General features: G+C 67.5%; 22 protein-coding genes and 2 tRNA genes. 10 read left to right on the forward strand and 14 right to left on the reverse strand.

Translation table 11 applies throughout. The annotated features are described in order from the left end of the window. Positions 1–39 precede the first annotated feature (39 nt). The 3 genes from ABD260_RS34820 to ABD260_RS34830 all read left to right on the forward strand — a co-directional run bounded on the left by ABD260_RS34820 (position 40) and on the right by ABD260_RS34830 (position 2,089). On the forward strand, positions 40–642 hold the full coding sequence (locus ABD260_RS34820; RefSeq protein ID WP_344240751.1) for an RNA polymerase sigma factor: 603 nt from the start codon (positions 40–42) through the stop codon (positions 640–642). Then, entirely contained in the window at positions 629–1,255 is a 627-nt protein-coding gene (locus ABD260_RS34825; RefSeq protein WP_344240753.1) for a hypothetical protein, read from the forward strand. Before ABD260_RS34820 ends, ABD260_RS34825 begins: the two co-directional genes overlap by 14 nt. 75 nt (positions 1,256–1,330) lie before the next feature. Then, positions 1,331–2,089 carry an APH(3') family aminoglycoside O-phosphotransferase gene (locus tag ABD260_RS34830; protein WP_344240791.1) on the forward strand — a complete coding sequence of 253 codons (759 nt, stop codon included), beginning with the start codon at positions 1,331–1,333 and terminating at the stop codon, positions 2,087–2,089. 1 nt (position 2,090) lies between these two features. On the opposite strand, the gene ABD260_RS34835 is transcribed toward ABD260_RS34830, so the two are convergent. After that, positions 2,091–3,482, reverse strand: coding sequence for a N,N-dimethylformamidase beta subunit family domain-containing protein (locus tag ABD260_RS34835; protein ID WP_344240755.1), 1,392 nt, complete (start codon positions 3,480–3,482; stop codon positions 2,091–2,093). 330 nt (positions 3,483–3,812) lie between these two features. On the opposite strand from ABD260_RS34835, the gene ABD260_RS34840 reads away from it, so the two are divergent. Continuing rightward, positions 3,813–7,064 carry a S8 family serine peptidase gene (locus tag ABD260_RS34840; RefSeq protein ID WP_344240757.1) on the forward strand — a complete coding sequence of 1,084 codons (3,252 nt, stop codon included), beginning with the start codon at positions 3,813–3,815 and terminating at the stop codon, positions 7,062–7,064. Positions 7,065–7,172: 108 nt separating this feature from the next. Here the strand turns inward: ABD260_RS34840 and ABD260_RS34845 are convergent, their stop codons facing one another. The 5 genes from ABD260_RS34845 to ABD260_RS34865 form a co-directional block, all read right to left on the reverse strand. Next, positions 7,173–7,838: an alpha-ketoglutarate-dependent dioxygenase AlkB family protein gene (locus tag ABD260_RS34845; RefSeq protein WP_344240759.1), complete on the reverse strand. Its 666-nt coding sequence runs from the start codon at positions 7,836–7,838 to the stop codon at positions 7,173–7,175. Continuing rightward, complete coding sequence (locus ABD260_RS34850; protein ID WP_344240761.1) at positions 7,835–8,128, reverse strand: type 1 periplasmic-binding domain-containing protein; 294 nt, start codon at positions 8,126–8,128, stop codon at positions 7,835–7,837. The genes ABD260_RS34845 and ABD260_RS34850 overlap by 4 nt, the downstream gene beginning before the upstream one ends. Before the next feature lie 357 nt (positions 8,129–8,485). Next, positions 8,486–9,562, reverse strand: a complete 1,077-nt coding sequence (locus ABD260_RS34855; protein ID WP_344240763.1) for a right-handed parallel beta-helix repeat-containing protein — start codon at positions 9,560–9,562, stop codon at positions 8,486–8,488. 356 nt (positions 9,563–9,918) lie between these two features. Beyond that, positions 9,919–10,758, reverse strand: coding sequence for a hypothetical protein (locus ABD260_RS34860; protein WP_344240765.1), 840 nt, complete (start codon positions 10,756–10,758; stop codon positions 9,919–9,921). Further along, a complete protein-coding gene (locus ABD260_RS34865) occupies positions 10,755–12,311 on the reverse strand; it encodes an alkaline phosphatase D family protein (RefSeq protein ID WP_344240767.1) in 1,557 nt (518 codons plus the stop codon). The genes ABD260_RS34860 and ABD260_RS34865 overlap by 4 nt, the downstream gene beginning before the upstream one ends. A gap of 176 nt (positions 12,312–12,487) precedes the next feature. On the opposite strand from ABD260_RS34865, the gene ABD260_RS34870 reads away from it, so the two are divergent. Next, on the forward strand, positions 12,488–13,108 hold the full coding sequence (locus ABD260_RS34870; protein WP_344240769.1) for a TetR/AcrR family transcriptional regulator: 621 nt from the start codon (positions 12,488–12,490) through the stop codon (positions 13,106–13,108). Between the two features lie 26 nt (positions 13,109–13,134). Here ABD260_RS34870 and ABD260_RS34875 read toward each other — a convergent pair whose 3' ends face one another. After that, on the reverse strand, positions 13,135–13,557 hold the full coding sequence (locus ABD260_RS34875) for a hypothetical protein (protein ID WP_344240771.1): 423 nt from the start codon (positions 13,555–13,557) through the stop codon (positions 13,135–13,137). A 103-nt stretch (positions 13,558–13,660) separates the two neighbouring features. Between ABD260_RS34875 and ABD260_RS34880 the strand changes: the two genes are divergently transcribed. From ABD260_RS34880 to ABD260_RS34890, 3 genes are read left to right on the forward strand one after another with little or no spacing between them, the layout of a single operon-like run. Beyond that, positions 13,661–14,836, forward strand: a complete 1,176-nt coding sequence (locus ABD260_RS34880; protein ID WP_344240793.1) for an FAD-dependent oxidoreductase — start codon at positions 13,661–13,663, stop codon at positions 14,834–14,836. Further along, positions 14,833–15,474 carry a DUF3159 domain-containing protein gene (locus ABD260_RS34885; protein WP_344240773.1) on the forward strand — a complete coding sequence of 214 codons (642 nt, stop codon included), beginning with the start codon at positions 14,833–14,835 and terminating at the stop codon, positions 15,472–15,474. The genes ABD260_RS34880 and ABD260_RS34885 overlap by 4 nt, the downstream gene beginning before the upstream one ends. After that, positions 15,471–16,688, forward strand: a complete 1,218-nt coding sequence (locus ABD260_RS34890) for a Gfo/Idh/MocA family protein (protein WP_344240775.1) — start codon at positions 15,471–15,473, stop codon at positions 16,686–16,688. The genes ABD260_RS34885 and ABD260_RS34890 overlap by 4 nt, the downstream gene beginning before the upstream one ends. An 81-nt stretch (positions 16,689–16,769) precedes the next feature. Here ABD260_RS34890 and ABD260_RS34895 read toward each other — a convergent pair. Beyond that, positions 16,770–16,843: transfer RNA gene (locus ABD260_RS34895), tRNA-Met, on the reverse strand. Positions 16,844–17,008: 165 nt separating this feature from the next. Continuing rightward, positions 17,009–17,085 (reverse strand) — tRNA-Met (locus ABD260_RS34900). Between the two features lie 247 nt (positions 17,086–17,332). Here ABD260_RS34900 and ABD260_RS34905 point away from each other — a divergent pair. Then, positions 17,333–17,866, forward strand: a complete 534-nt coding sequence (locus ABD260_RS34905) for a hypothetical protein (protein WP_344240777.1) — start codon at positions 17,333–17,335, stop codon at positions 17,864–17,866. 71 nt (positions 17,867–17,937) lie between these two features. On the opposite strand, the gene ABD260_RS34910 is transcribed toward ABD260_RS34905, so the two are convergent. From ABD260_RS34910 to ABD260_RS34930, 5 genes are read right to left on the reverse strand one after another with little or no spacing between them, the layout of a single operon-like run. Continuing rightward, complete coding sequence (locus ABD260_RS34910) at positions 17,938–20,913, reverse strand: UPF0182 family membrane protein (RefSeq protein WP_344240779.1); 2,976 nt, start codon at positions 20,911–20,913, stop codon at positions 17,938–17,940. Beyond that, the gene (locus tag ABD260_RS34915) at positions 20,910–21,527 is read right to left on the reverse strand and encodes a PPA1309 family protein (protein WP_344240781.1); all 618 of its coding nucleotides are present in this window, start codon (positions 21,525–21,527) and stop codon (positions 20,910–20,912) included. Before ABD260_RS34915 ends, ABD260_RS34910 begins: the two co-directional genes overlap by 4 nt. Before the next feature lie 43 nt (positions 21,528–21,570). After that, positions 21,571–22,608, reverse strand: a complete 1,038-nt coding sequence (locus ABD260_RS34920; protein ID WP_344240783.1) for a YlbL family protein — start codon at positions 22,606–22,608, stop codon at positions 21,571–21,573. Beyond that, on the reverse strand, positions 22,605–23,024 hold the full coding sequence (locus ABD260_RS34925) for a hypothetical protein (protein ID WP_344240785.1): 420 nt from the start codon (positions 23,022–23,024) through the stop codon (positions 22,605–22,607). The genes ABD260_RS34920 and ABD260_RS34925 overlap by 4 nt, the downstream gene beginning before the upstream one ends. Positions 23,025–23,054: 30 nt before the next feature. Beyond that, positions 23,055–23,480 (reverse strand): molybdenum cofactor biosynthesis protein MoaE, encoded by a 426-nt coding sequence (locus ABD260_RS34930; RefSeq protein WP_344240787.1) that lies wholly within the window; start codon positions 23,478–23,480, stop codon positions 23,055–23,057. Between the two features lie 333 nt (positions 23,481–23,813). On the opposite strand from ABD260_RS34930, the gene ABD260_RS34935 reads away from it, so the two are divergent. After that, the gene (locus ABD260_RS34935; protein WP_344240789.1) at positions 23,814–25,127 is read left to right on the forward strand and encodes a zinc-dependent metalloprotease; all 1,314 of its coding nucleotides are present in this window, start codon (positions 23,814–23,816) and stop codon (positions 25,125–25,127) included. Positions 25,128–26,250: the final 1,123 nt, after the last annotated feature.

Below are 26,250 nucleotides of genomic sequence, written 5' to 3' on the forward strand. Positions count from 1 at the left end.
GCTGAAATGATTTGGGAGGATGCCGGACAGGTAGGGGGTATGACCGAGACAACGATCAGGCCCCGGCTCGGGCCGGTGAGTGAGGACGCCGTGCACGATCCGCCGCTCGACCACCGTCGACGGCGGTTCGAGGAGGTGTTCGGCACCCATCGGGAGGCGGTGCTCGGGTACCTGCTGCGCCGCACCGGCTCGAGCCACGACGCCGCCGACCTGCTGTCCGACACGTTCGTGATCGCCTGGCGACGCCTTGAGGAGGTGCCGGCCGGTGACCAGACCAGGCCGTGGCTGTTCGGCGTCGCCCGGCGCGTACTGGCGAACCACCGGCGCGGCGAGGTACGGCGGACGGCGCTCACGGACAAGCTCCGCGACGAACTGACAGAGACCTCTACACCAGGACCTGAACTCGTCGATGCCGATTCCACGATGGCGCGAGCTTTCCGCGCACTGCCCGAACCGGATCGCGAACTGCTCACACTGATCGCGTGGGAAGACCTGGGCACCGCGCAGATCGCCACGGTCCTTGGCTGTTCGCGTAACGCGGTGCGAATCCGGCTGTTCCGGGCCCGGCGCCGCTTCACCGAACTGGTCACCGCCCATTCGAATGCTCCTGTGAACGGAGAGATCTCGCATGAAGACGTCTGACATCGACGCGGCGATCCGCGCCCTCAAGCCCACTACCCGCACCGACGTCGGCGCCGCTGCCTGGACCGAGCTGTCCAGCAACATCACCACGCTCAGCCCGAACGAAGAACACCGCGCGACTACGGCGACCGGACGGCGCCGCTTCCAGTTCGGGTCTTCCAGACGGCCACAGCTCGCGATGGCCGGTGTGTTCAGCCTGCTGATCAGCGGCGCCGTCACAGCAACCGTGGTCGATGGCCCAGGGCAAACTCAGGCCCGCGCGTTGTCCTTCACCGAAGCAGGCGATTCCGTGATCGTCCGCGTCATCGACCCCAACGCCGACCCGGCTCGCTACAACGCCGAGTTCCGCGACATGGGATTGCCAGTGACAGTGAAGGTCATCCCCCTCAGCGCGAACGCGGTAGCGCAGTTCGCCGGCTACTCCGTACCCCGGGGAGAAGCGGGCAAGCTCCGAGTGCTCGAGCCAGGTGAAAAGTGCCCCGGCACCCTCACCGCCGCCGACCCCGGCTGCCAGTCCGGCCTGGAAATCGCCAGAGACCTCAAGGGCTCAACAATCGTCGAATTCGGTCGCGCCGCCAAGAACGGCGAGAGTTACTACCACAGCAGCCGCTGAACCACCGCGTTCTCGTACACCCAGCGGAATTTAGGTCGCGTCCCGGGCGAGGGAGCCGCTACGGTCGCCAAGGTGATGGAGACCGCGAAACACTTGCTCGCCCGCTATCCACGCGACACGTGGAGCCTGGTGGAAACCGGCGAGTCCGGTGCCGAGGTGTATCGATCGGCTGGGCTGTTCCTGAAGGTGGATGAGGACTTCGCGGCAATCAGCGCGGAGACCGAGCGGCTGGAATGGCTGGCCGGGCAGGGCGTCGCGACCGCGAAGATCGTTGACCACGGGCAGGACGGCCAGGTGGGTTGGCTGATCACCGAGGCGGTGCCGGGAATTGCCGCCGCGGACTGGCCGCGTGATGACCTCGGCACGGTCGTCCGGTCGCTCGCGAGCATCGTCAGGATGCTGCACGAGCTCCCGACCGACAGCTGTCCTTTCCCTCGCGACACGACAGTCACGACCCGGCTGGCCACCGCTCAGGTGGAAGGCGGTCTGGTCGATCTGGACAACCTCGAGGACGAGTACGCCGGGTGGACGGGCAGCCAACTGCTCGGCGAACTCGAACGCAAGCGACCGCCCACCGAGGATCTGGTGCTTTGTCACGGCGACCTGACACCCGAGAACGTCTTGCTCGTCCCCGGCACCGGTGAACTGGCCGGTCTGATCGATGTCGGCAATCTCGGAGTGGCCGACCGCTGGCTGGACCTCGCGATCCTGCACCGCGAGCTCAGCGATGACCCCTTTCAGCCCGACCACGCCGAGCAGTTCCTGGAGCAGTACGGCACACCACTCGCGCCGGCGAAGCTGTCGTACTACATCCTCCTCGACGAGTTCTTCTGAGTCAGTCGTGGCCCAGCATTCGGGTCAGAAGGTTGTAGGTGGCTCGTTGCAGCCGGGGATCCTGGAGGCGGGGGTGGCTCAGGCCAAGGGACCAGTGGAAGGTGCCGGCGTTCCAGACGTACCCGCCGGCCGGAGCGCGGTGCAGCACGGTCTGCTGGAGGTCCTCGTCTCCAGCAGCGTTGCAGAACGGTGAGCTGGTCAGCGTCGCGTGCTCGGAGCCGGCTGCTTGCTCGAACTCATCCATCACCCGGTCCGCTTCCACCGCCACGATCCGCGGGAACTGGGTTCCCTGCTGGACCCCGGTACCGGCCCACATCCAGTGCTCAGGAGAGCTCACCACCAGAGGGTGCGGCTGCTTCATCCGGGAGGTGTACTGACTGCCCATCAAGGCTTGCTCGGGCTGGTCGAGCTGCCGCCACTGGCGGGTCGGGGCGGAGCGCTCGGGGTCGTCCTTCGACTTGTAACAGGTGACGATCCGGTTCGTGCCGCCGGTGCGGCCTGCCTCCAGCCGGACCCGCCAGTACATGGCGTTGGCGCCGAAGAAGGCCAAGTTCGTCCCGTGCGATCGCGCTTTGAGTACCACCGAGCGCATCGCGTCCGAGTAGTACTCGTCATGCCCGCTGGAGACCAGCAGCCGGTGCCGAGCCGGATCGACCCGGCCTTCGTGCAGGTCGACGCTGGTCGCGTACCGGCAGTCGAAGCCCTGCTGTTCCAGCCACCAGATCAGCCGGTGATCCAGGTCGTGCCGGCTGGGCAGTCCGTTTTCGTGGTACGGGCGGTCGAAGCTCACCTGCTTCGCCTTGCCCTTGGCGCCCTCGATCCCGTACAGGCTGGACCCCGTCTGCCCGTCACGGGGCCACCAGTTGTACGCGGCATAGGTGGTGAAGGGCAGCACCACCAGTACCTCGCTGGCCGCCGCGTCGTCTCGCACCACGAAAACAGTTCCCGCCCGTACGCCATCGGCTCTGGTGAAGACGGCCTGGTAGTACCCGGAGACCCAGTCGGCCGGGATACGCACCGTCCACGTACGGGTCCACTCGCACCACACCAGACGGGTACTGGGGTCGGTGCGAGGTGCTTGCTGGGTCTCCGCGTGCAGCGGCGGGCTGCTCAGTACCAGCCGACCGCCCTTGCCGTTGTAGAAGCCCAGGCGATACAGGTCGATGCGCACTTGCTGTGGCGAGTCGCAGCTGAGGTGGAAGTGCAGCTCTTCGCCGGCCTGCACGCTCGTGGCCGAGGCGTAGCCCTGGATCTGGCGCCGCTTGTCGTCACTGGTCCGGCCGGCGCGGAGGTTCCAGCCGTTCGAACCCCTCCGGCTGTTCTCCCGCGTGATGACCGCCGAAGGACGGCGCAACCCGGTCGGTGCGACGCGAGCCAACGCAGCTTTGTCCACGGTGGGAATCGGCGCGGTCGAGGAGTCCGTACACGTGCACTGGTCGTCGACAAACCACCACACGGCCGCGCCACCACCAACGCCCGCAATCCCCAGTGAAGTCAGCACTGCGCGCCGCGTCGGCCGCCAATTCATCCTGAGTCACCAATCCGTTTCGTCGGAGTCAGCTACAGGAGTGATGGTAACTATTTACCAAAACTGAATCCCTTTTCAGTAAAAATGTCACAGCTCTTCGTCGTTCCCATTACAGACCGTCGGAGGCCGAAACATCCGGCGCTTTCCGGACATAAACCTGGTGTCCACCATCTGTGAGGCCTACGTGGAGGTGTTATGAGGAAGGGACGAAGTCGTCCCGTCGTGGCCGTCGTGGCCACGCTGGTTGCCGGCGGCTGCCTGCTTGGCGGTGCCGCGGCAGCAAATGGATCGCAAGCCAATGGATCCGAGCCATCGGCGGAGCCACCGGCCGCCGGCACGGTCGCCGGCAATAAAGTTGCCAGCGGCAAGGTTTCCGGTGACGTCACCCTGGTCACCGGCGATCGTGTCAGCCTGCGCGGTGACCAGCCGGCCAAGATCCGTCCGGCCAAGGGCCGGGAGAAGGTCACGTTCATCGAGCGCAAGGAGGTCAACGGCGACCTCACCGTGGTGCCGATGGACGCGGAGGCCGCCGTACGCTCCGGTGAGCTGGATCCGCGGCTGTTCAACGTCACTCAGCTGATCAAGCACCGGTACGACGACCGGTCCCGGTCCGACATCCCGCTGATCGTCAGCGGCCCGGTCGCGCTGCGGTCCGGTAGCAGCAAGTCGGTCAGCCTGCCGAGCATCGGTGGCACGGCGATCCGCATCGGCAAGAACGCGCCGTACTGGACCGGTGCCCGGACAGCGCTGCGGACGAAGTCCAAGTCCAAGCAGTGGATCCGCCTGGACGGACCGGTGCGCGCCTTTCTGGACAAGAGCGTTCCGCAGATCGGCGCGCCCGAGGCCTGGAAGAACGGTTTCACCGGCAAGGGCATCGAGGTCGCCGTACTGGACACCGGGATCGACACCACTCATCCCGATCTCAAGGACGCGGTCGCGGCCGCCAAGGACTTCACCGATTCCAAGAGCGGGACGATCGACAAGTTCGGCCACGGTACGCACGTGGCATCGATCGTGACCGGCGAGAACCCTGTCTATCGTGGCGTCGCGCCGGACGCGAAGCTGCTCAACGGCAAGGTCCTCGACGACGACGGGTACGGTTCCGAAGCGGGCATCATCGCCGGGATGGAATGGGCCGCGAAGGCCGGCGCCGAGGTCGTCAACATGAGCCTGGGCTCCGACTGGCCGGATGCCGGCACCGATGTCATGTCGCAGGCCGTCAACCGCCTGACCAGCGAGACCGGCGCGCTGTTCGTCGTTGCTGCTGGCAACAGTGGTGGTACGCCGGGCAGCCCGGCCGCGGCCGATTCCGCGCTGACCGTCGGCGCGGTCGACCACAACGAGAACCTGGCCGACTTCTCCAGCCGTGGCCCGCGCTACCTGGACAACGCGATCAAGCCCGACATCACCGCGCCCGGCGTCGACATCGTCGCCGCGAAGGCCAAGGACAGCGTTCTGGCGGGCCAGGCCCCGAATGTCGGCAAGGACCACCTGCAGCTGTCCGGGACGTCGATGGCAGCTCCGCATGTGGCTGGTGCCGCGGCGATTCTGGCCCAGCAGCACAAGGACTGGAAGGCCGGCGAGCTCAAGGCCGGCTTGATGGGTACGGCGAAGCCCAACCCGAAACTGTCCGTTTTCGAGCAGGGCTCCGGCCGGGTCGACGTGGCCGCGGTGACGAAGTCGACGGTGCGCGCCTCGGTGGGCAGCATCAGCAACGGCATCGTCCGCTGGCCGCACCAGGACGACAAGCCGATCAGCCGCGAGGTCACGTACTCCAACTTCGGCACGGCCCCGGTCACGCTGGACCTGGCTGCCCAGGTGAACGACGCGGACGGCAAGCCTGCTCCCGCTGGAATGTTCACGGTCTCCCCCGCCACACTGACCATCCCGGCCGGCGGCAAGGCGACCGCGACCGTCACCACCAACACCGCGGTGGAGGGCACTGACGGCATCTACAGCGGGGTGATCACCGCGGGCGCGCTCCGGACACCGATCGCGGTCGACCGCGAGGTGGAGAGCTACGACGTCAAGGTGAACTTCGTCGGCTTCGACGGGAAGCCCACCACGGACTACGGGTACCGGTTCGTCAGCATCAAGGACCCGGTCGCCGTGTTCCCGGACAAGGACGGCGTGAGTACGACGACGGCCCGGCTGGTCAAGGGTCAGCACTACTTCGAGGCCTATGTCAACGACGAAGCGCTGGCCAAGTCGTCGTATGCCGCCGAACCGGCGTTCACGGTCGACGGGCCGCGCGAGCTCACCGTCGACGCGCGCGCCGGCGTACCGGCCGGCTTCCAGGTCGACAAGCCGGACGCCGTCAGCTCGACGGCCGTCTTCGGGATGGCACGGGACACCGTCTGGGGTGGCGACGAGTCGACCGGAGTCACCTATGTCACCAACACCTTCGACGGCTCGTACATCATTCCGAGCCGGACCAGTGTGGCGCCCGACGAGTTCCGGTTCCTGAAGGGGGCCGAGCTGGCGGCGCCGGCCAATTCGACCTACCAGTACCACCTGGCAAAGGACGATCTCGGCAGGGTCCCGGACAAGCTGGTGAGCCGTGTTCGGGACAGTTCGCTGGCGCGGGTCAAGGCGGAGCACGTCGGCAGCAAGCCTGGTACGTACGGGATCCGGGAAGGTGTCACGAGGGCGCTGCCGTTCACGCTGGACGAGCTCTACACGCCCGGCAAGGACTGGTACCCGAGCTTCGTCGAGACCGAGAAGCCGGACGACATCCGCGGGTTCCAGATGCAGGTGACGGCCGCGCCGGTGACGTACAAACTCGGCCGGACGACGGCACGCTGGGGTTTCCCGGTGTTCGGCCCTGCCCTGCCATCGTATGGCCGGAGCTACAGCAGCGCCGGGCGGATCGGCGACGAGATGCACTTCGAGATCCCGTTGCACACCGACGCGCGGCCCGGCGGTACCGGGTACGCGGTCACCGAGGGAACCACCGTCCTCTCCAAGGACGGCAAGGAGATCGCGACCGAGACGTACCCGGGCTACCTTGAGAGCGCAAAGGTTCCGGCCGGTGCGGGTACGTACCAGCTGCACACTGTCGGCACCCGGACCAACCCGTTGTCGTCGCGGATCGTCGCGGACTGGACGTTCCACTCCGACACCGTCACCGGCGAGAAGCCGGCGCCGCTGCCGCTGCTGGCAGTCCGCTTCGCGCCACCGGCGAAGACCTCGGCGAAAATCCCGACCCTGCTCCCGATCACCGTCGACCACAACACCGGCAAGCGCGGGCAGGTCGACTCACTGGCAGTCTCGCACGACGGCGGCGCGACTTGGCAGCCGGTCAAGGTGTACTCGGCGGGAGGCAAGACGCTGGCGCTGATCAAACATCCTGCCGGGGCCACGTCCGTCTCCCTCAAGGCGACCGCCTCCGATGCCGACGGCAACAAAGTTGACCAGACCATCGTCAACGCGTTCCTGCTGAAGTAGTCGGCTGATGGTCTCCTACTGAAGCAGGTGTGACGCTTTCCCGCTGAAGTAGCTGGACGTGCGGCTGGGGTGTCGTCTCGCCACGACACCCCGGCCGTGCTTTGTTCCTCAGTCCGTCAGGCCGGTCATCCGCATGGTGATGTTGATCCGTCCCGTCGTGAGACCACAGTTCTCCGGGGCGGTGTGCGGGTGGATGCGGGTGATGCCGTGGTACGCGAGCCGCGACGCTCCGCCGAAGACAAAGAGATCCCCGGAACACAATCTGAGATCGGTGTACGGCTTGCCGCGGTTCTCGGTGTTGCCGAAACGGAACGTACAGTCGTCCCCGATCGACAGTGACACCACCGGCGCGAGGGAACGTTCGTCCTTGTCCTGGTGCATCCCCATCCGCGCGACGTCGTCGTAGTAGTTCACCAGCGCGGTGTCGGGAGCGTACGCCTCAACTTCCGCATCGGAGTGACCGGTCTCGCGGAGGGCACGGCGGCCGAGGCGAACCATCCAATCCGGAAACGGCAGTACCCGGGCACCGTTGACGTCGGTCGCGTCGCGCGTGTACTCGTACGGCTGCCAGTGCCAGCCCAGACACACCGTACGCACAGACATCTCGTGCCCACGCACCTTGGCCGCCCGAATCGGCACCGGCCCGGCGACCCACCTCCTGAACTCACCCACAATCCACGCCTGCTCATCAAGAGCGAGCCAACCGGGCGCGAGAAACGCCCCATTCGCAATGCGCCTGGGCGAACCACCGTCGTCCATCGGAAACAGCGTCATAGCTGGATTCCCGGTCCCGCAATCCCCTTCAGATTGTGCAGCCCGACGAGGTCCAGTACCCGCGGGTCGGCGAGCTGTGCAGAGACCAGAGTCCGGCCAGGCTCCCACGGCGTCGACCACAGCAGCCGCCGAGTCATCTGCGCCCACCCGAGCTGCGGACCGAACATGATCCACAGGTCAGCCTCAGACGCCGCGAACCGAGTCGCCTGCCGAAGCCAAGACGCCGCCACCTCCGGCCACGACAAGTCCAGCACGACCTCGCCTCCCTGCGCCTCCCATGCATCCGCCAAGGTCTCGACTGTATCCCGGACCCCAGCGTCGCGCCCCGACCCAACCGCAATCGTCCTCGCGCCTCTCCCCCGCGCCAACTCCACCAGCTCCGCCGACTCCCGACGGCCGCACGACAGCTCCGCGTTGTCGGGCGCCGGGCCCGGAGCGATCGCCCCCTGGGCGCTGACCTGCGTCCGCAACAACGGACTCTCCAGGGCTTCCATGGTCGCGCTTCGTCCCCTCACACACTCCGACGGATGTATTCACCCATCAAACGGCACCACCGCGCCTGGTGTGAGCCTCGGCTGGCAATCATGAGCGACCGACTGCCGCGCCGGATGACGCGGCAGCCGGTAGCTCAGAGCCGGTCGTTCGTGTCAGTTGCACAGCCCCGCGGGCATCGACGTGTGACAACTGTTGTCCAGGAAGCGGTTTCCCGCACCGAGGCCGTCCCAGCGGATGTCGGCTGGGCGGTTACCGAACGCCTCGTTGCCGACGACCGTGTTCCAGGCCGCGTTGGCGCCGTGGAACATGGCGGCTGACACCAGTACGATCCCGCCGGAGTTGAACTGCTTGCCGACGTTCCCGAGCACCGTGTTGTCACGCAGCACGTTCTTGGTGCCGCCCAGAACCAGCAGGCCACCGCCTTGCAGCGGCGGGTGCTCGCTGTTCGCGGCGCAGAAGTTGTTGTTCCGGTTCAGGTCGTTGTCCCACGCGGCCACGTTCCCGGCACCGCCGGCCTGGCCGTCGTCCAGGATCAGCAAGCCCTGGCAGTTGCCCCAGGACCTGTTGTCGAACACCTTGACGTACCGGGCATGCCGGACGAACAGGCCGAGTTCGTTCCCGGTCGCGTCGTTGTCGCGGACGACCGCGTTCGCCATCGCGGTGTCGCCGACATAGATACCGGCTTCGTTGTTGTTCTTTACCACGTTGTCGTACACAGCCCCGCCGACTGTGTTGAACCGGGCGATCCCGTAATCACCGTCGTGGATCGCGGTCACATCGTGGACGACGAACCCCGAACCGCCGAACGCCACGATCCCCATCCCGTCGAAGCCGCGTACCTTCAGGTCGGAGATCTTGGTGTCGAACACCCGGGTGACCACGTTCATCTTCGCGTCCAGCTTCTTCGCGAACACACAGAACGCGGCACCGTGACCGCCGAGGAAGTCCGTCGTACAGACGTTCTTCGGCAACTTGGCCGGCGGCATCAGGATGGTGCCGTCGCCCTCGCCGCGGATGGTGAGATGGTCCTTCCGGATCAGCACGCTCTGCCGGTACGTTCCGGCTTCGAGAACGATCGTCGTCCCCGGCGCGGCCCGATCAACGGCCGCCTGGATCGACTGACCCGGATGTACCGTGATCGTCGTCGCGGACGCCTGCGCCGGCACGGCGGCGAGTGACGCGAACACCACGGCCGGTACGGCGGCCAGCACAGCAAGTTTCCGTCGCATGACATTCCCCTCCCTGGATGCAGCAACCAATCCGCACGCTAGTGTCCTGAGTCGGAGGTTGGGCGAGTGATTTCGGTGGTCAGGTGCGTGCATCGGGGTGCTTGGTCAGTGGCCTCGATGCGGAGCATCGTGGGCGCTGGGCAAGTGCCGCGAGGTGCGTGCCTGGGCGCCGAAAGCACCGTCGAACCTCCGACTCAGGACACTAAGCCCGAATCGCGACCGGGGGAACCCCAACGAGAGCACGCAGCAGCCCCAAAACCCTTACCACACGGGAATTCCACCCCTTGATGACAAAACCATCATCAACCGGTCATGAACTTCTCATGTTGCTGATAGGAAAGCGCCGGCCTCTCGGATCAGGGGCGGCCGTAGATGCCGAAGGCGTCGAAAGCGATCCAGGAACCGTTGTCCTTGAGCAGCTGGATCACGTTCTGGCCGGGCTTGAACAGGTCCTTGGGCAGCGGGCGTTCGAGGTACGACGGCTTCAGCGGCGAGTTCGGCAACGTACTGTCGCTGATGGTCGAACCCTTCGTTGCACCAGGGGCGAAGGTGAGCCGCTCGACCATGGTGCCGTTGACGGACAGCACAGCGGAGCCGGGGATCTTCGCATGACTGTCGATCAGCCAGAGCGCGAGATCCAGGTCCTTCGCCGGCGCCTCGGGCAGGTCGAAGCGGAACAGCACCTGATGGTTCTTGGAGCCGGCCCACTTGTCGGCCGGCCCCGGCATCAGGTAGCACCAGTCCTCTGTGGGCACAGACGTCGGGTACGTGTAGTCGACATCGTTCGGGAACTTGACCGGGTACTGTGCGCTCTTGTTCGGCGTCAGCGCGAACTCGCCCTTCCCGTCGTAGACGCCGACCTGGGCGATCGGCGTGCCCGACACCGTGACGGAGGTCTTGTTGGCCACGGCGACTGCCGCCGAAGGTGCCGAACGGCTGCCTGCGGCATCCACCGTGACGATCCGGTACGACCTGGTGACGCCGGTGAACCCGAGCCCCCGATGCACGAAGTGCGGGTACACCGTCTTGGCCAGCAGGGTCCAGGGCGAGCTCGCCGTCGAGACATAGACGGCGTAGTGGTCGACGACCGTTGCCCAGGGCACCGGAGTCCAGCTGAGCGTGACGATGCCGATGTCGCCGGTACCACCGAGTCCGGTGATGGTGGGCGGGTTGTGCCTCCGGGTTTCAATCATCACAGGGCCTCCAATCGGGGCGCGCCGGCCGGCGTCCGGAATCTCGCCGCCACGGTCGCGACGGCGTTCGCGTCGGCCTGGACGTACGGGACCTTCACGAACTCCGAGATCATCTCCGTCTCGGTGATTTGCGCGTACACATAGCCGCGACGGGCGTTGTAGAACTTCATGTACGGGTGAGCCATCCAGTCCTTGGCGTACGCGTCGGTCTCGGCGCCGTCGCCGTCGGAGCCGATCGAGGAGCAGATCAACTCGACGCCGATGGTGTCCGACGCCGGGTCCGCGAAGTCGGCCTTCAGCTCGGAGGCGATCGCGCGGTGCACATCGCCGGTCAGGACCACCGTGTTCGAGGTCTCCCCCATCGCGGCCAGCAGCCGCTTGCGGTTGGCGGGATAGCCGTCCCACTGCTCGACCCGGTCGTCGGTGACCGCGGTGAACACCACTCCGTTGGCCAGGATGTTCCAGGTGGCCGGGGAGTTCCTCAGTCCGTCGTACAGCCACTGTTCCTGGGCCGCGCCGAGAATGGTGCGCGACTCACTCAGCCGGTCGGCTTCGCTGGTCGGCACCGGGTCGCGGTACTGGCGGCCGTCGAGCATGTTGATCCGGGCCAGCGTACCGACGTCGAGCCGCCGGTAGAGCTGCAGATCGGGGCCTTCCGGCAGGCTGTCCAGTGAGATCGGCAGGTTCTCGTAGAAGGCCCGGTACGCGACAGCGCGGCGATACGGAAAGAGCTCGGGCGGGATGCCGTAGTACGACGTGTTGTTGCCGTAGTTGTTCTGGACCTCGTGATCGTCCCAGGTGAGCAGCCAGGGCGCCGCCGCGTGTGCCGCCTGCAGATCGGGATCGGACTTGAACAGGCCGTAGCGCAGCCGGTACTGCTCCAGGGTCTCGATCTCGACCGCGTGCTCGGGGCCGACCGTGACGCCCTGTTTCCAGAGATTGCCGCCAGCAACGATTCCGTACTCGTAGATGTAGTCGCCGAGGAAGAACACCGCATCCAAGTCGGTACGAGCGGCCAGGTGCTTGTACGCCGAGAAGTACCCGTGGTACCAGGCCTGGCACGACGCGGTCGCGAAGGAGAACGTGGCTCCCCGCTGCCCAGGCGCCGGGAAGGTCTTGGCCCGGCCGACCGGGCTGACCTGGGCGCCGGCACGGAACCGGTAGAAGTACTCGCGGCCAGGCTGCAGTCCGCGAACCTCAGGGTGGACCGAGTGCCCCAGCTCCGGCGACGCGATCGCCACGCCGGCGCGCACGATCCGGGTGAACCGCCGGTCCGTCGCCACTTGGTAGGTGACCGGCACGTCCTCCTTGCCCATCCCGCCGTGCCCGTCCAGCGCGCCGGGGTTCGGTGCGAGCCGGGTCCACAGCACGAATCCGTCCGCCCTGGGCTCGCCGGAGGCCACGCCCAGCGCGAACACGCCGTCCGGAATCGGCCGGCGTGGCTCGGCGACCGCACTGGCCGGCGCGGCAACGCCGAGTGAAACCGTAGCGGCGGTCAACCCACTCAACTGCAGAAATCGCCGCCGATCGAGTCCGGGCGGTGGGGGTGCGGTCACGGGCGCTCTCCGTTCGATCGACAACTTGCGCCGCATTCTTACGTAAGAAACCTTCGAAAGGTAGCCGTCACCAGAAACTCGCCACCCTCTGCCGCACGGCCGCGCTCAGGCCTCGATCACCGCAGACCCCGCCAAAGCCCACCGGCGATCAAGAACGTGCGGGTATTGTCACGTTCATGACGGAGCCGACACCGCCCGGCCGCCCCGGCCGCTGGCGTTCCGGAGCGGAGAGCAAGCAGCGGATCCTCGAGGCCGCTCGCACCCAGTTCCTGGCGCACGGCTACGCCGGTACCACAGTCCGCGCCGTCGCTGCCGAGGCGGGCGTCGACCCGGCGATGGTCTTCTACTTCTTCGGCACCAAGCAGGGCTTGTTCGGCGCCGCGGTCAATCTGTCCGCCGTCGTGCCCACTGCGATCGATTCGATCTTCGCCGGCGGCCTCGAGGACATCGGGCAACGCATCGTCCGCACCCTCATCGGCAACGTCGACAGCTCTGACCGCAACCCACTGGCGATTCTGACCCGGTGGGCCGCACCCCCAGGCGAGTCCGAAGTCATCCTGCGCGAATTCATCGATCGGGAACTCACCGCCCGCCTGGCCGGGCTGGTCAGTACGCCGGACGCCGAAATCCGGGCCGGCCTGGTGAACGTACAGATCCTCGGCCTCACCATGGCCAGGTACGTCGTGCGGACCGAACCGATCGCATCCGCCCATGTCGACGACCTGGCGGCATGGTTCGGCCCGATCATCGAGCAGTGCCTGACCGGACAGCTGCGGGGATCCGCGCACGCCGTCTAGGCTCGACCCACATCATTCACGGGTGATCAGGCAGCCTCGATCATCAGGAAGTCGATGTCGGACACGCCCTGGGCCTCACGACCCGGATACGGCTCGCACAGTTCCGGCGGCAGCATGAGCGTGGTGCCGTTCGGGATTCGTGCCGTGGGCGCCGGCGAGAAGTGATCTGCGTCCGGTGAAATCGCGCCATGTTGCCCAGATCGTTCCTGCCACCGCCCGATCCGCAGTTCTCCAGCAGCAGGCGCGGACACCGGCCGCGGATATGGTCGAAGATCCGCCGGTAGAAGCGTCGCAATAGCGCCACGGGACGTACTCGGTGTCGCCGCCGCGACCGGCTTCGCCACCCTCGCCGACCGCATGAACGAGTCGGGGCGCTCCGCGAGGAGTCCGCTCCCCGGGCCGGCGCGCCCAGACTCCAGCCACAGGCCGGCCCGGCTGTGTTCCGTCATCGTCCGGTAAGCGTAGCGGGCTTTCTTCATCAATGGTGTTGTTTCAGTCCAAGGCTTGTGCGAAGGTGAACTTCACCAATCGATGTAGAAATGGGTGGACGACATGCGGGTGATCGTGATCGGCGCCGGTGTGGGTGGGTTGACATTGGCTCAGGGTCTGCGGCAGGCAGGTATCGACGTCGCGGTGTTCGAGCAGGACGCCGAGGACGCGCGTCCGCAGGGAGTGAGCTTGCATCTCGACGACCGGGGCAGCTCCGCGTTGGGCGCGTGCCTACCCCCGGCGAACCTGGCAATGGCCGAAGCGACCTTGGGCGGCCTGCGCACCGGGATCCAGGCGCTCTCGGAGGTCGACGGCGTGCTCACCGCGGCCCCGCGTGACCATCCGGACCGCCCGACCGGCCCGGCCAGACCAGGCCGGATGACCGACCGGCCGATCCTGCGGGCGGTGTTGCTGACCGGGCTGGAGGACGTGGTGCGGTTCGGGGTGGCGTTCAGCCGGTTCGAACCGCAGGCCGACGGGTCCGTCCGGGTGTGGTTCACCGACGGCACCGTCGAGACAGCGGACGTGCTGGTCGGTGCGGACGGCGTCGGGTCGTCGGTCCGCGGGCAGCTGCTACCGGACGTTCGGGTGTCCGACACGGGCAAGCGCATGCTGATCGGCGCGTCGCCGCTGCGGGCGGTGGCCGCTTCCGGTCTGGCGGCGATGATCGGCGACAACCCCGCGACGGCGCAAGTGCGCGGCACGATGATGGTATGCAGCGTGATGCGGTTCGGCGAACCGCCGATCGCTGCGCGGGACCGATGGTTGCCGACCCTGCGCAGCCGGGTCGTCGACGACGCCGAGGACTACGTCATGTGGGCGCTGCCCACCACGCAAGCCGTTCTCGGTACCGAAGGCGGCCGGGAAGCCGGATGGCGAGCGGCCCGCAGTGTGGCCGCCGAACTGCACCCGACGTTGCGATCGCTCATCGATGAGGCTTGGCCGGCCCGCACAGTGACGCTACGGGTCGGGATGATCCAGCCGCTGCCGGCGCTGCCCAGCGGTTCGGTGACGATCCTCGGCGACGCGGTCCGCGTGGGCCCGGGCTTCGGCGCGAACCTGGCGATGCAGGATGCGGGGCGACTGCGTGATGCCCTGGTCCGGGTGGTCGCGGGAGAAGACGATCTCGCCGGCGCGCTGAGCACGTACGTGGCCGCGCTACGGCCCGATGCCCCACCCGCCGAGACGGTGCCGTCCCGGCAGCTCATCGGATCGCGGGCGGCGGAGCCCGGCCGATGAGCATGGCAAATCTGACCCGACGGACGTGGTCGTTGTTCGAGTCCGTCGGCGGATGGCGAACAGTTGCCGAGGGCATCGTGTCCAGGTTGCTCTTTCTCGTCGCCTACCTGGTGACCGGCGAGGTGGTGGCTGCCGCACTGGTGGCAGTTGGTGGCGTCGCCGTGTTCGCCGTGTCGCGGGTGTGGACCGACCGGAAGTACTGGCAGGCGTCCATCGGGCTGGTCATCGTCGGCGGGTCGGCCCTGTTCGCCGGAACGACCGGCAATGCGGTCGACTTCTATCTCTCCACGGTGCTCGGACACATCGTCGTGGGATCAGTGCTCCTGGTATCGGTGCTGCTGAGGTGGCCGATCGTCGGTCTGGTGGTAGGAGCGGCCCGCCGGGAAGGCACGAGCTGGCGCCGGGACCGGCCGCTGCTCAGGAGCTACCAGTTGTGCACCGGGGTACTGATCGTGAAGTACATCACCGTCATCGCGGTGATGGTGCCGCTCTACCTGACCAATCAGGTGATCGCCATCGGAATCGCCTCAGTGACGGTAGCCGGCTCTCCCGCGACCGCGCTGTGCTTCTACCTCTGCTGGCGGATCTTGCACCGCCGGACGACACCCGCAACGAACCAGCTGGAAGGCGCCCCATGAAGATCGCTGTCATCGGAACCGGTCAGTTCGCCCGGAGCTTCATCTCGTTGTGGCAGCTTCATCCCGCCGTCGCCGAGGTGTACGCCTGCGACCTCGTTCCCGAGCGCGCCGCCGAGCACCAGCGCCGGCACAGTCTCGCGGGAACATTCGGCAGCTTCGAGGAGGCACTCGCCTCGGATGTCGACGCGGTCGCCATCATGACGCAGCGATGGTCACACGGGCCGCTCGCCCTGCAGGCACTCGAGGCCGGAAAGCACGTCTACTCAGCGGTGCCGATGGCAATCGAGATCGGTCAGATCGCCGCGATCGTGAACAAGGTCGAACAGACCGGGCTGGTGTACATGATGGGCGAGACCAGCTACTACAACCCGGTTGTGGTGTGGGCCCGTCAGCAGCACGCCGAAGGCGCCTTCGGTCGCGTGTTCTACGCCGAGGGTGACTACGTGCACGACATGGACAACGGGTTCTACAAGGCGTTCCAGTACAGCGGCGGACCTGATTGGAAGCGCGTCGCGAGCTACCCGCCCATGCTCTACCCGACACACTCCATCGGGGGCATCCTCGGAGCGCTCCCGACGTACGCGAGCACGGTCAGTTGCCTCGGGATCAGCGATGATCGGCGCGACGGCGTGTTCGATCGCGAGGTGTCCGAGTGGGGGAACGACTTCTCGAACATGACCGCGCTTTTCGAGCTCGCCGACGGTGGGGCCATGCGTACCAACGAGTTCCGTCGGGTCGGATACTGGAAGGGCCCCGAGTCGCGCTTCCGCTTCTTCGGCACTGAGTCGGTCGTGGAACAGTCGACGACCTGCACCACGGTCAGCATCAAGAGCGACGGCCCCGACTACCGTAAGGGGACGACGATCGACATCAGCGAGAAGGTTTCGACCCTTGGGAAGACCTCACTCGCCGGCTTCGAGGACATCGACCCTGCGCTGCTGCAGAGCTTCATGTCACGGACCGCACCGGTCCACGACCGGAGCCGGCTCCCACCGGAGTTCGAGGGCGCGCCGAATGGTCACGAAGGCTCGCACCACTTCCTCGCCGATGACTTCGTCCGGGCCGTGACGACCCGAACACAACCCCCGGTCAACGCCTGGCTGGCCGCCCGCTTCACGGCACCAGGGATCATCGCCCACGAATCCGCCCAGCGCGGGGGGCAGCGGCTCCCCATCCCGGACTTCGGCGCCGCACCCGCCGAAGCCCAGTGGTAACCCAGACCGTAGTCACCCCGACCTGACCCGAATGACAAAGGCTCTCTGGCCAGGTTCGCCTGGCCAGAGAGCCTTTCCAAGTAGCGGGGGCAGGATTTGAACCTGCGACCTCTGGGTTATGAGCCCAGCGAGCTACCGAGCTGCTCCACCCCGCGTCGCCTTGTTACGTAGAGAAGTCTAGAGGATGCCCGCCAAGCAACCAAAACGACCCCCTCGCCCAGTGCACCGAAGCGGACCGGCGTGCAACCCCGACCGCCCCGGGCCGAGCAGAAATGACGAAGGCCCCTCGACCGAGGTTTCCCTGGTCGAAGGGCCTTCCGTGGTAGCGGGGGCAGGATTTGAACCTGCGACCTCTGGGTTATGAGCCCAGCGAGCTACCGAGCTGCTCCACCCCGCGCCGTTGTGTCTTCAGCCTAGAGGATTTGGGCCGAGCAACCAAATCGGTTTCCGGAACCGCGTGATCGTGGGTCCACGGCCGGGTTGTCCACAGGTTCCGGAATCATCCGTCCGCGGGTGCGGTGATCGCTGCATCTTCTTGGTCAGGAAGGCGTCTCGCAGCAGGCGGGGCGCCCCGCGGTTCCCAGGAGGCAGCCATGTCGTGTTCATCGCTTCGTTCCCGAGTCGTGCCGTCCGCTCGTCGTATTGTGACCGGAAGCACGGTCGTTCTTGCCTCACTAGGTCTGTCGACGGCCGTCCCCGCGTCGGCGCACGAGTTCGCAGCATCGTCGGCGTACGCCGCGGCACCTCCATCGACCGAGCAAAGGGCTGACACCTTGGACGGCTTCGCCATCGGGCACCTGCCCAACGGCATCGGCACCCCGAGCGACTTCGAGTACGAGTGGGGCGACGTGTCCTTCCACAGCCGGGTCTGGGAGACCGGCCCGGATCGGGAGGGTGCGTACAAGGTCGATCTGACCCTGAAGACCCTGCGCGGCGACCGGCTGACCGACCTCGAGGCCCTGCACAAGTTCCTGATCGAGTACGAGGAGAAGGAGCCGGGCAGCTGGCAGCTGACCCCGGTCAAGGTCGGTGGGTACGACGGCCTCTTCGCCGGCGACGAGGTCTTCTACTTCATCGAGCCGGGTGTCGCCGCCGAAGTGACGATCGACCCCGAGCGCTTCACCGACGAGGACGTGCTGGACACCGCGGCCGAGTTCCGGCCGGAGTCGAAGACGTGATGCCGTAGGCAACGGAACGGGGCGGCGACGCCGACTGTCGTCGGTGTCGCCGCCCCGGTCAGCCCTGCAAGTCAGCCGGTCGGTGAGCTCGGCGGACTCGACGGCGTGGGCGTCGTCGTTGCGGGTGGTTTCGCGGGCGTCGGTGTCGGTGTCGGTGCGACCGTCGCACTGGCAGCGGCTGCCCTGTCGATCGCCTTCTTCATCTTGTCGACCTGGGTCTGGTACTCGGCGAGGTTGCCGTTCTTCAGGGCGGTCTGCGCCGCTGTGTACGCAGCTTCGGCCTCGGCCAGCGCCTGCTTCACCGTCTGGTTCGACTGCTGCGCCGGCGGTGTCTTGGTCCCTGGTGGTTGCTCGCCGGTGTCGACGCTGGTGTTGAAGACCTTGGTCAGGGCTTCCTGCAGCGTGGACCCGTAGGCGACCCGGTCACCGAAGGACACCAGGACGTACCGGAGGACGGGATAACTACCCGGCCCGCTGGTCCGTACCGAGTACACCGGCTGGACGTAGAGCAGACCACCGCCGAGCGGCAGCGTCAGCAAGTTCCCGAACTGGGCTCGTGCGCCGCTGTTCGGCTGGTTGATCGGCAGCAACGCCTGTCTGATGCCTTCGTCGGTCTGGAACTTGTTGTAGACCTGCCCCGGACCAGGTATCTGCAGGTTGCCCGGCAATCGAAGAATCCGGAACTTGCCGTAGTCCGGTGACGTGGCCTCGGAATCCACCGCCATGAACGCGGTGAGGTTCTCCCGTTCACCGTTCGGTACGTACACCGACGTCAACGAGAACTTCGGGTCGGTCTGACCCGGCATCCGCAACGAGAGATAGAAGGGAGGCTGCGGAATATGCGTCGAGGAATCGCCGGAGGACACCGCGGTCGGGTCGTCCGGAACACGCCACAGATCGCTGTTCTGGTACCAGGTGTCCGAGTCCTGCACGTGGTACTTGGCGAGCATGTCGCGCTGCACCTTGAACATGTCCTCCGGGTAGCGGAGATGCGCCATCAGGTCCGGCGAGATGTCCGACTTCGGCTTCACCGTGCCGGGGAAGGCCTTCATCCAGGTCTTCAGCACCGGGTCGGAGTCGTCCCACGCGTACAGCTGGACCGAACCGTCGTACGCGTTCACGACGGCCTTGACCGAGTTGCGGATGTAGTTGATCTTCTCGCTCGGCTGCTGGGCGATCGTGCCGCGGCCGGTGGTGGTATCCCGGGTGCTGACGTCCAGCGCGACCTTCTCGGAGTACGGGTAGTTGTCCGAGGTGGTGTAGCCGTCGACGATCCAGACCACCTGACCGTCCACGATTGCCGGGTACGGGTCACCATCCGGCGTCAGCCACGGCGCCGCCTTCTCGACCCGCTCGCGCGGAGTGCGGTCGTAGAGGATCTTCGAGTCCGGGTTGACCCGGCTGGAGAGCAGCAGGTTCGCGTCCCGGAACTTGGTGGCGTAGAGCAACCGGTTGAAGAACGACCCGACCGGTACACCGCCCTTGCCCTCGTAGGTGTTCAGCGTCGGGTCACCGCCGGACTTGCCCTCCGGGGTGTCGAGCTCGACCGGCTGCGCACCCTTCGGAGCACCGACGATCGAGTAGTCCGGGGATTGCTCACCGAAGTAGATCCGCGGTTCGTACTTGCCGAGCTGACCGGTCGGCGGCAGGTCCTTCTCGGTCCAGACCGGCGTACCGTCGGCGGCGCGCTGGTTGCCGTTCGCCGCCACCACGCCGTAGCCGTGGGTGTAGACGGTGTGGTCGTTGTTCCAGTTGCGCTGGCCGGCCGGCAGCCGGTCGACCTGCACCTCACGGACGGCGATGACCGTGTCGTTGACCTTGCCGTTGATCTTGTACCGGTCGACGTCCAGATCGGTCGGGAACGAGTAGAACCCGCGGACCTGCTGGAGTTGCTCGAAGGTCGGGCCGACCACGCTCGGGTCGATCAGCCGGATACCGGGCAGCACCTCGGTGTCCTGCAGCAGCTCGGCCGGGGTCGCCGTGGTCTTGGCCTGATAGTCGGTGACGGAAGCCTGCTCGAGTCCGTACGCCTGCCGCGTCGCCTCGATGTTCTTGGTGATGTACGGGCCTTCACGCACCGGCTCGCTCGGCCGTACGCGCAACTGCTGGAGTGCCGCCGGCCAGAGCGCACCGAGGAGGATCGCCGACAGGATCAGCACCACCGTGCCGACACCGGGCAGCAGCCAGGTACGGCGCACTACGTTGGCGAAGAACAGCACAGCACACAGGACCGCGATGACCGCCAGGATCTCCTTACTGGGCAGGATCGCGTTGTCGCCCGTGTAGGAGATACCGGTGAAGAGCCTGCCGTCGGAGGTGGTGAGTCCGAAGCGGTCCAGCCAGTAGCTGAAGGCCTTCAGCAGTACGAGCAGCCCCAGCAGCACCGAGAACTGCACCTGCGCCGCGCCGGAGGCCTTCTGGCCCTTTGCGGACGGGCGGAAGCCGCCGTACAGGTAGTGGGTGATGATCGCGGCGACCAGCGACAGCAGGACGATCGAGTAGCCGAAGCCGAGCAGTACGCGCAGCCACGGGTAGTCGAAGACGAAGAACGAGATGTCCTTGTTGAAGTGCTTGTCGGTGACACCGAACGGGGTCCGGTTACGCCAAGCCAGGAAGACCTTCCACTCCCCCGACGCGGCCGAACCGCCGAAGACCAGCATCAGGGTGGCGATCACGCCGACCGCGATCTTCCCGTGCTGCTGCAGCAGATCGCCGTACCGCTCGAACCCTGGGCTGGGCGACGGTGCGAGCGCGACCCGCGGCCGGGTGCGGAACGCGACGATGATGTTCGCGACGACCGCGACCGCCATCACCAGGCCGACGACGACGAACAGCAGCACCCGGGTGCCGAGCACGGTGCTGAAGACCGAGCCGAGGTCGACCGAGCGGTACCAGAGCCGCTGCGTCCATACATCGGTGAAGACACTGAAGAGGATGAGCAGCACGACCAGCGTGGCGATCGTCGGCAGCAACGCCCGTGGACGGCCGCCTGTTCGCCGCGCCCGGCGGGGCGGCTCCTCCGGCATGTCGTAGACGCCGTCGCTCATGGTCGCTTCTCCTCATCGTCGCTGATGCCGTCGACCCCCGAACCCGCGCCCGGCCGGCTGCCGACCGAGGGTTCGAATGTCAATGACAGTACTTGGCACAGCGTGGGGACCAAGTCGGCGCCGCTGAGCACGGCGCTGTCCTCGTCGTGTTCGCGCAACCGGACGGCGCCGAAGCGGGCGCCCTCGCGCAGCACCGCGGCGACCATCCGGACCTCGTGCCGGCGCGGATCGCTGCCGGCCAGCCGGGCCAGCTCGGAGTCGGACTCGGCATTCGACAGGCCGGCCTCGGACGCGGCCGGCAGCACGATCCGTTCGATCGCCAGCGCGCAGCCGGCGACTCCGTCGGGCCACTCGATCCGGCCGAGCGCATCGGCCAGGTTGTCGTCCTCGAGGCCACCAGGGAGCTCACCCTGGGCGACCGGGGTCAGCGGCTGGGAAGCGTCTTCGGCCCCCAGCTCGGCGGCCAGCTGGGGTTCGGCGCGGAGCAGTTCCTCGGTGGGGACCAGCGCGAACAGCTGTGCGGGCTGGTCCCAGCCGGCACCGCTCACGTGCTTCTCGATCTCGATCACCGCGCGACTGAGCGCGTCAGGCGGCAGCGTGGCTACGGAATCCATGCCGGCAGATCTTCCCTTCGGCGGGCCGGTGCGTACGGGTGACTCATGGGTTGCACGACGGGACAACTCCCTTGCCGCTGACGAGGGCCTGCAAGGCGCTGATCGCCTCGGTCAGCGTGGTGATCTTCACCAGCTGGATGCCACTCACGCCGGCGTGCAGCGCGGCTTCACAGTTCGGTGCCGGGACCAGGAACACAGTCGCGCCGTCATTCCTGGCACCGGCGATCTTCTGCTGGATGCCGCCGATCGCGCCGACCTGGCCGAGCGCGTCGATGGTGCCGGTGCCGGCCACGTGCTTCCCGCCGAGCAAGGCGCCCGGGGTGAGCTTGTCGTAGATGGCCAGCGCGAACGCGGTGCCCGCGCTCGGGCCGCCGATGTCCTGGCCGAGGTTGACCGTCACCTTGACCTGCGACTCGACGCCGATCGTGATCCCGACCATCGGCCGGGACTCGTCGCCGGGCGTGGCAGCGGTCTTCAGCACCACGGTCTGCTCGGCGGTGCCCCGCCGGATCAGGAAGACGACGTCCTGCCCGACCTTGTGCTTGCGGACCAGCTCACCGACCTGCGGGACCTGTGTCACCGGGTGGCCGTCGACCGCGAGCACGATGTCGCCGGGCTTGAGCTTGCCCTGCGCGGGCGTCCGGTCCGCGACCGTCGAAACCTTGGTGTGGAACGGGACCTTCGCCGCCTGCAGCGCGGCCGCGACCGCGCTGTCCTGCGAACCGGTCATCTCCGCGGTGTTCTGCTGCTCGACCTGGTCGGCGCTCTGGCTCGGCGGATAGATGATGTCCCGCGGGAACAGGTCGCGGTGCGGGTCCAGCCAGTTGCGCATCGCCTGCGGCAGTGTCAGTTCGCGGTCCGGCGAGGTGACCGACACCGTGGTCAGGTCGAGCTGACCCGAGGTCTGGAAGGTCTCGTGCCCGGTGATCTCGATCACCGGCTTCCCCTTCGCCGACCCCAGCGTGTCCTTCACCGGCCCGGGGCTGAACGACACGAACGGCACCGGGAAGGCGGTGACCAGCCCGAGCGAGGCTATCAGTACGACGATCGAGGTGACCAAAGTGGCGGTACGACGTGTCACGAACCCTGCCCTGCGATCTCGGTGGTGCCGGAGCCGGAGCCACGGACTTCGGTCGGAACTACCTGCTCGCCCGCGACAACCTGCGCGTCGCCCTCGGCGGCCATCGCCTGCTTGCTACCGGTCGCAACCTGCGGGCCGCGGATCTCGGTCCGGAACCCGCCGGCGCCGGCCTGCTGGGCAGGCGCTTCCGCGGAGGTCTGCTGATGGGCACGACGACCGAACCCGCGGCGACGTTCCGGAGTGGCACTTGGCCCGGGCGCGGCCAGGGCCGCATTGAACCGGCGGAACTCGTCGACCGACGCGAAGGGACCACCGGACCGGCGCGGTTCACGGTTGCGCCACCCACGCCACGCCGCCCAGCACATCGCCAGCACCGTGGCGGCCAGCGGGCACGCCAGCCACGCCAATACCTTCATCCGGCCACCTTCATGCGCCCAGCGTACGGGTCAGTGCGCACCCACCCACTCGCTGCCACCATCGGTGAAGTGCTGGTGTTTCCAAATCGGGACCTCGGCCTTGAGCTCGTCGATCAACTGACGGCACGCCGCGAAGGCGACATCGCGGTGTGCGGCGGCCACCGCCACGATCACCGCCGCGTCCCCGATTTCCAGGTCCCCGGTCCGGTGCACCGCCGCCAGCGCGGTCACCGCCGGGTCGTCACAGACCCGCTGCGCGACCTTCCGCAGGTGCTCCAGCGCGTCCGGGTGCGCCTCGTACCCGAGGCGGTCGACGGGCTTGTCCTGATCGTGGTTGCGCACGGTTCCGATGAAAAGCGCGGTCCCACCCGCGGCCGGGTCGGAGACGGCAGCCAGCACCTCGTCGCTGGACAGCACACCGTCCCGAATGTCCAGCAGTCTGATCGCGTCGCTCATCCGTCCCTCATTCCCGCCGGGCCCCCGCCGTCACGTGCCCACCTTTGCATCCCCGATCGTCCAATTCTCCCTCCCACCCGCCCGGCACCCCACATCCCCTCCTCTTTCCTGGCTCCCCGGCCGGCTTTCTCTGCTCCCGTACCGGTGACCGCTGCGGTGCGTACCGCGGCATGCACCGGGAGAAACTGTTGCCTTCCCCACCTACCCGCGAGCGCCGCGCCGCACTCAGCCCGCGGCGAACAGGAACCATTGATGCGTTCGCCGGGGGCGGAACTGATCGGCGGAACCAGTACGTTGGAGTTGTACGCCCCACCCGCACAGGAAGGTCCTCCGATGAGCGACGAACCGGACAACCCGTTCAAGGGAACGCCGTTCGAGGCCATGTTCCAGCAGTTCTCCGGTGCGGCCGGCGCGGGCGGCACTCCGGACCTGAACGCGATCTTCGCTCAGGTCCAGCAGTTGCTCAGCGGCTCGACCGACGGCAAGCCGGTGAACTGGGACCTGGCGAAGGACATCGCCCGCAAGACCGTCTCGACCGCGGGCGACCGGTCGATGACTCAGACCGACAGCGATCGGGTCGCAGACGCGGTCCGGCTCGCGGAGCACTGGCTGGACCAGGCGACCACGCTGCCTGAGGTGTCCGCGACATCCGCGGCGTGGAGCCGGGCCGAATGGGTCGAGAACACGCTGCCCGTCTGGCAGACGATCGTGGATCCGGTGGCGGAGCACGTCGCGGGCGCAATGGGCAACGCGCTGCCGGCCGAGGCGCAGCAGTTCGCCGGGCCGATGGCCGGGATGCTGCGCCAGCTGGGCGGCTCCGTCTTCGGGGCACAGGTCGGTCAAGGACTCGGTGAGCTGGCCGGCGAGGTCGTGAGTTCGTCCGACATCGGTCTGCCGCTCGGGCCGACCGGCCAGGCAATCCTGCTGCCGGACAATATCGCGAAGTTCTCCGAGGGGCTCGGGCTGACCGACGAGGACGTCCGGCTGTACTTGGCGTTGCGCGAGGTGGCGCATCAGCGGCTGTACGCTGGGGTTCCGTGGTTGCGGCAGCACCTGCTCGCCGCGGTCGCCGATTACGCGGCCGGAATAGAGGTCGACACCGGCAAGATCGAGCGCGCGATGGCCGACATCGACCCGCAGAACCCGGAAGCCATGCAGGAGGCGCTCGCCGGGGGACTGTTCGAGCCCGAGGATTCGGCGCAGCAGAAGGCCGCGCTCGTCCGCCTCGAGACCACGCTCGCCCTGGTCGAAGGCTGGGTCGACGACGTGGTCCGGCAGGCGACCAAGGACCGGATGCCCGCCGCCGTTCAGCTGGCCGAAACGGTCCGGCGCCGCCGAGCAGCCGGTGGTCCCGCCGAGCAGACGTTCGCCACCCTGGTGGGCCTCCAGCTCCGCCCCCGCCGGCTCCGCGACGCCGCGAACCTCTGGGCAGCCGTCCGCGACGCCCGCGGCACCGAAGGCCGCGACACCCTCTGGTCCCACCCCGACCTCATGCCCAGCACCTCAGACCTCGACGACCCCATCGGCTTCGCCCAACACGCCGGCGAACTGGCCGACATCGACATCACCGACTTCCTGGACCCCAAACCCACCGACGACGCTCCCGGCGACCCCAAGGACAACAAGGACAACCCGAACGCCGAGTAACCCAAGGCGCGAACCCGAACACTCGGGAACGACAAGGTGAGCGACCCCGAAGCCAACCACCTGAGGCGCGGCGCCGCCGCGTGAACCCCGGGATGAGGCGCGGACGCCATCGCGTCGACCCCCGGTGGATGACGCGCGGGACGACATCGCGTCGACCCCCGGTGGGCGAAGCGCGGGGCGCCGTGGCGTGGACCTGGGGTTAGTGACGCGCGGGACACCATCGCGTCGCCCCTCGGCGCAAAGCACGGGAACCATGGCGCGGACTCGGCGTGGTGAGGTTGGCGACGCCATCGCGTCGACCTCCGGTCCAAGGCGTGGAGCGCCGTCGCATACACCCCGGGTGCATGCGCGGGAACCGTGGCGTGGACCCGGGCTGAGCGAGGTACGGAACAGCGTCGCGTGGACCCCCGGTAAGGCGCGGGGCACCGTGGCGTGAACCCGGAGGTCAACGCGGCGCGGTACGCCACCGCGCCGACCCGCGGGATAAAGCGCGGGAGCCGTGGGGTCGACCCGGGGTACGTGAGGTGCGGGGCGCCGTGGACCCGGGAGGGTGAGGCGCGGGCCGCCGTGTCGTGAACCCGGAGGTGAATGCGGCGCGGTACGCCACCGCGCCGACCCGCGGGATATAGCGTGGGAACCGTGGGGTGGAGGACCGGGGTGCCTGAGTTGTGGGATGCCGTGGCGTGGACCCCGGCGCGAGGCGCGGGAACCGTGGGGTAGGCCCGGGTGAGTGAAGCGCGGGAACCCGCCAGTGGCCGGCTCGGAGTTGCCGAGTACGCCGAGACCGCGGGTTCGAACCGTGCCAACTTCCGTGCGGTGGGGTGGGCCCGGGTGCGTGAGGTGCGGGGCGCCGTCGCGTGGGAACTGTGGGTTGGACCCGGAGTACCTGAGGTGTGGGATGCCGTCGCGTGGACCCCGGCGCGAGGCGCGGGAACCGTGGGGTGGGCCCGGGTGCGTGAGGTGCGGGCTCCGTCGTGCGGACCGGGGGTGAGGCGCGGGGCGCTGTCACGTGGAACCCGGGGGTAAGGCGCGGGGCGCCGTCGTGGGGACCTCGGGATGAGGTACGGGCGCCGGCGTGGGGACCTCGGGGTGAGGTGCGGGGACGGCGGGCGTGGCGGCCGGG

Source organism: Kribbella hippodromi (assembly GCF_039531045.1).
Lineage (GTDB): Bacteria > Actinomycetota > Actinomycetes > Propionibacteriales > Kribbellaceae > Kribbella > Kribbella hippodromi.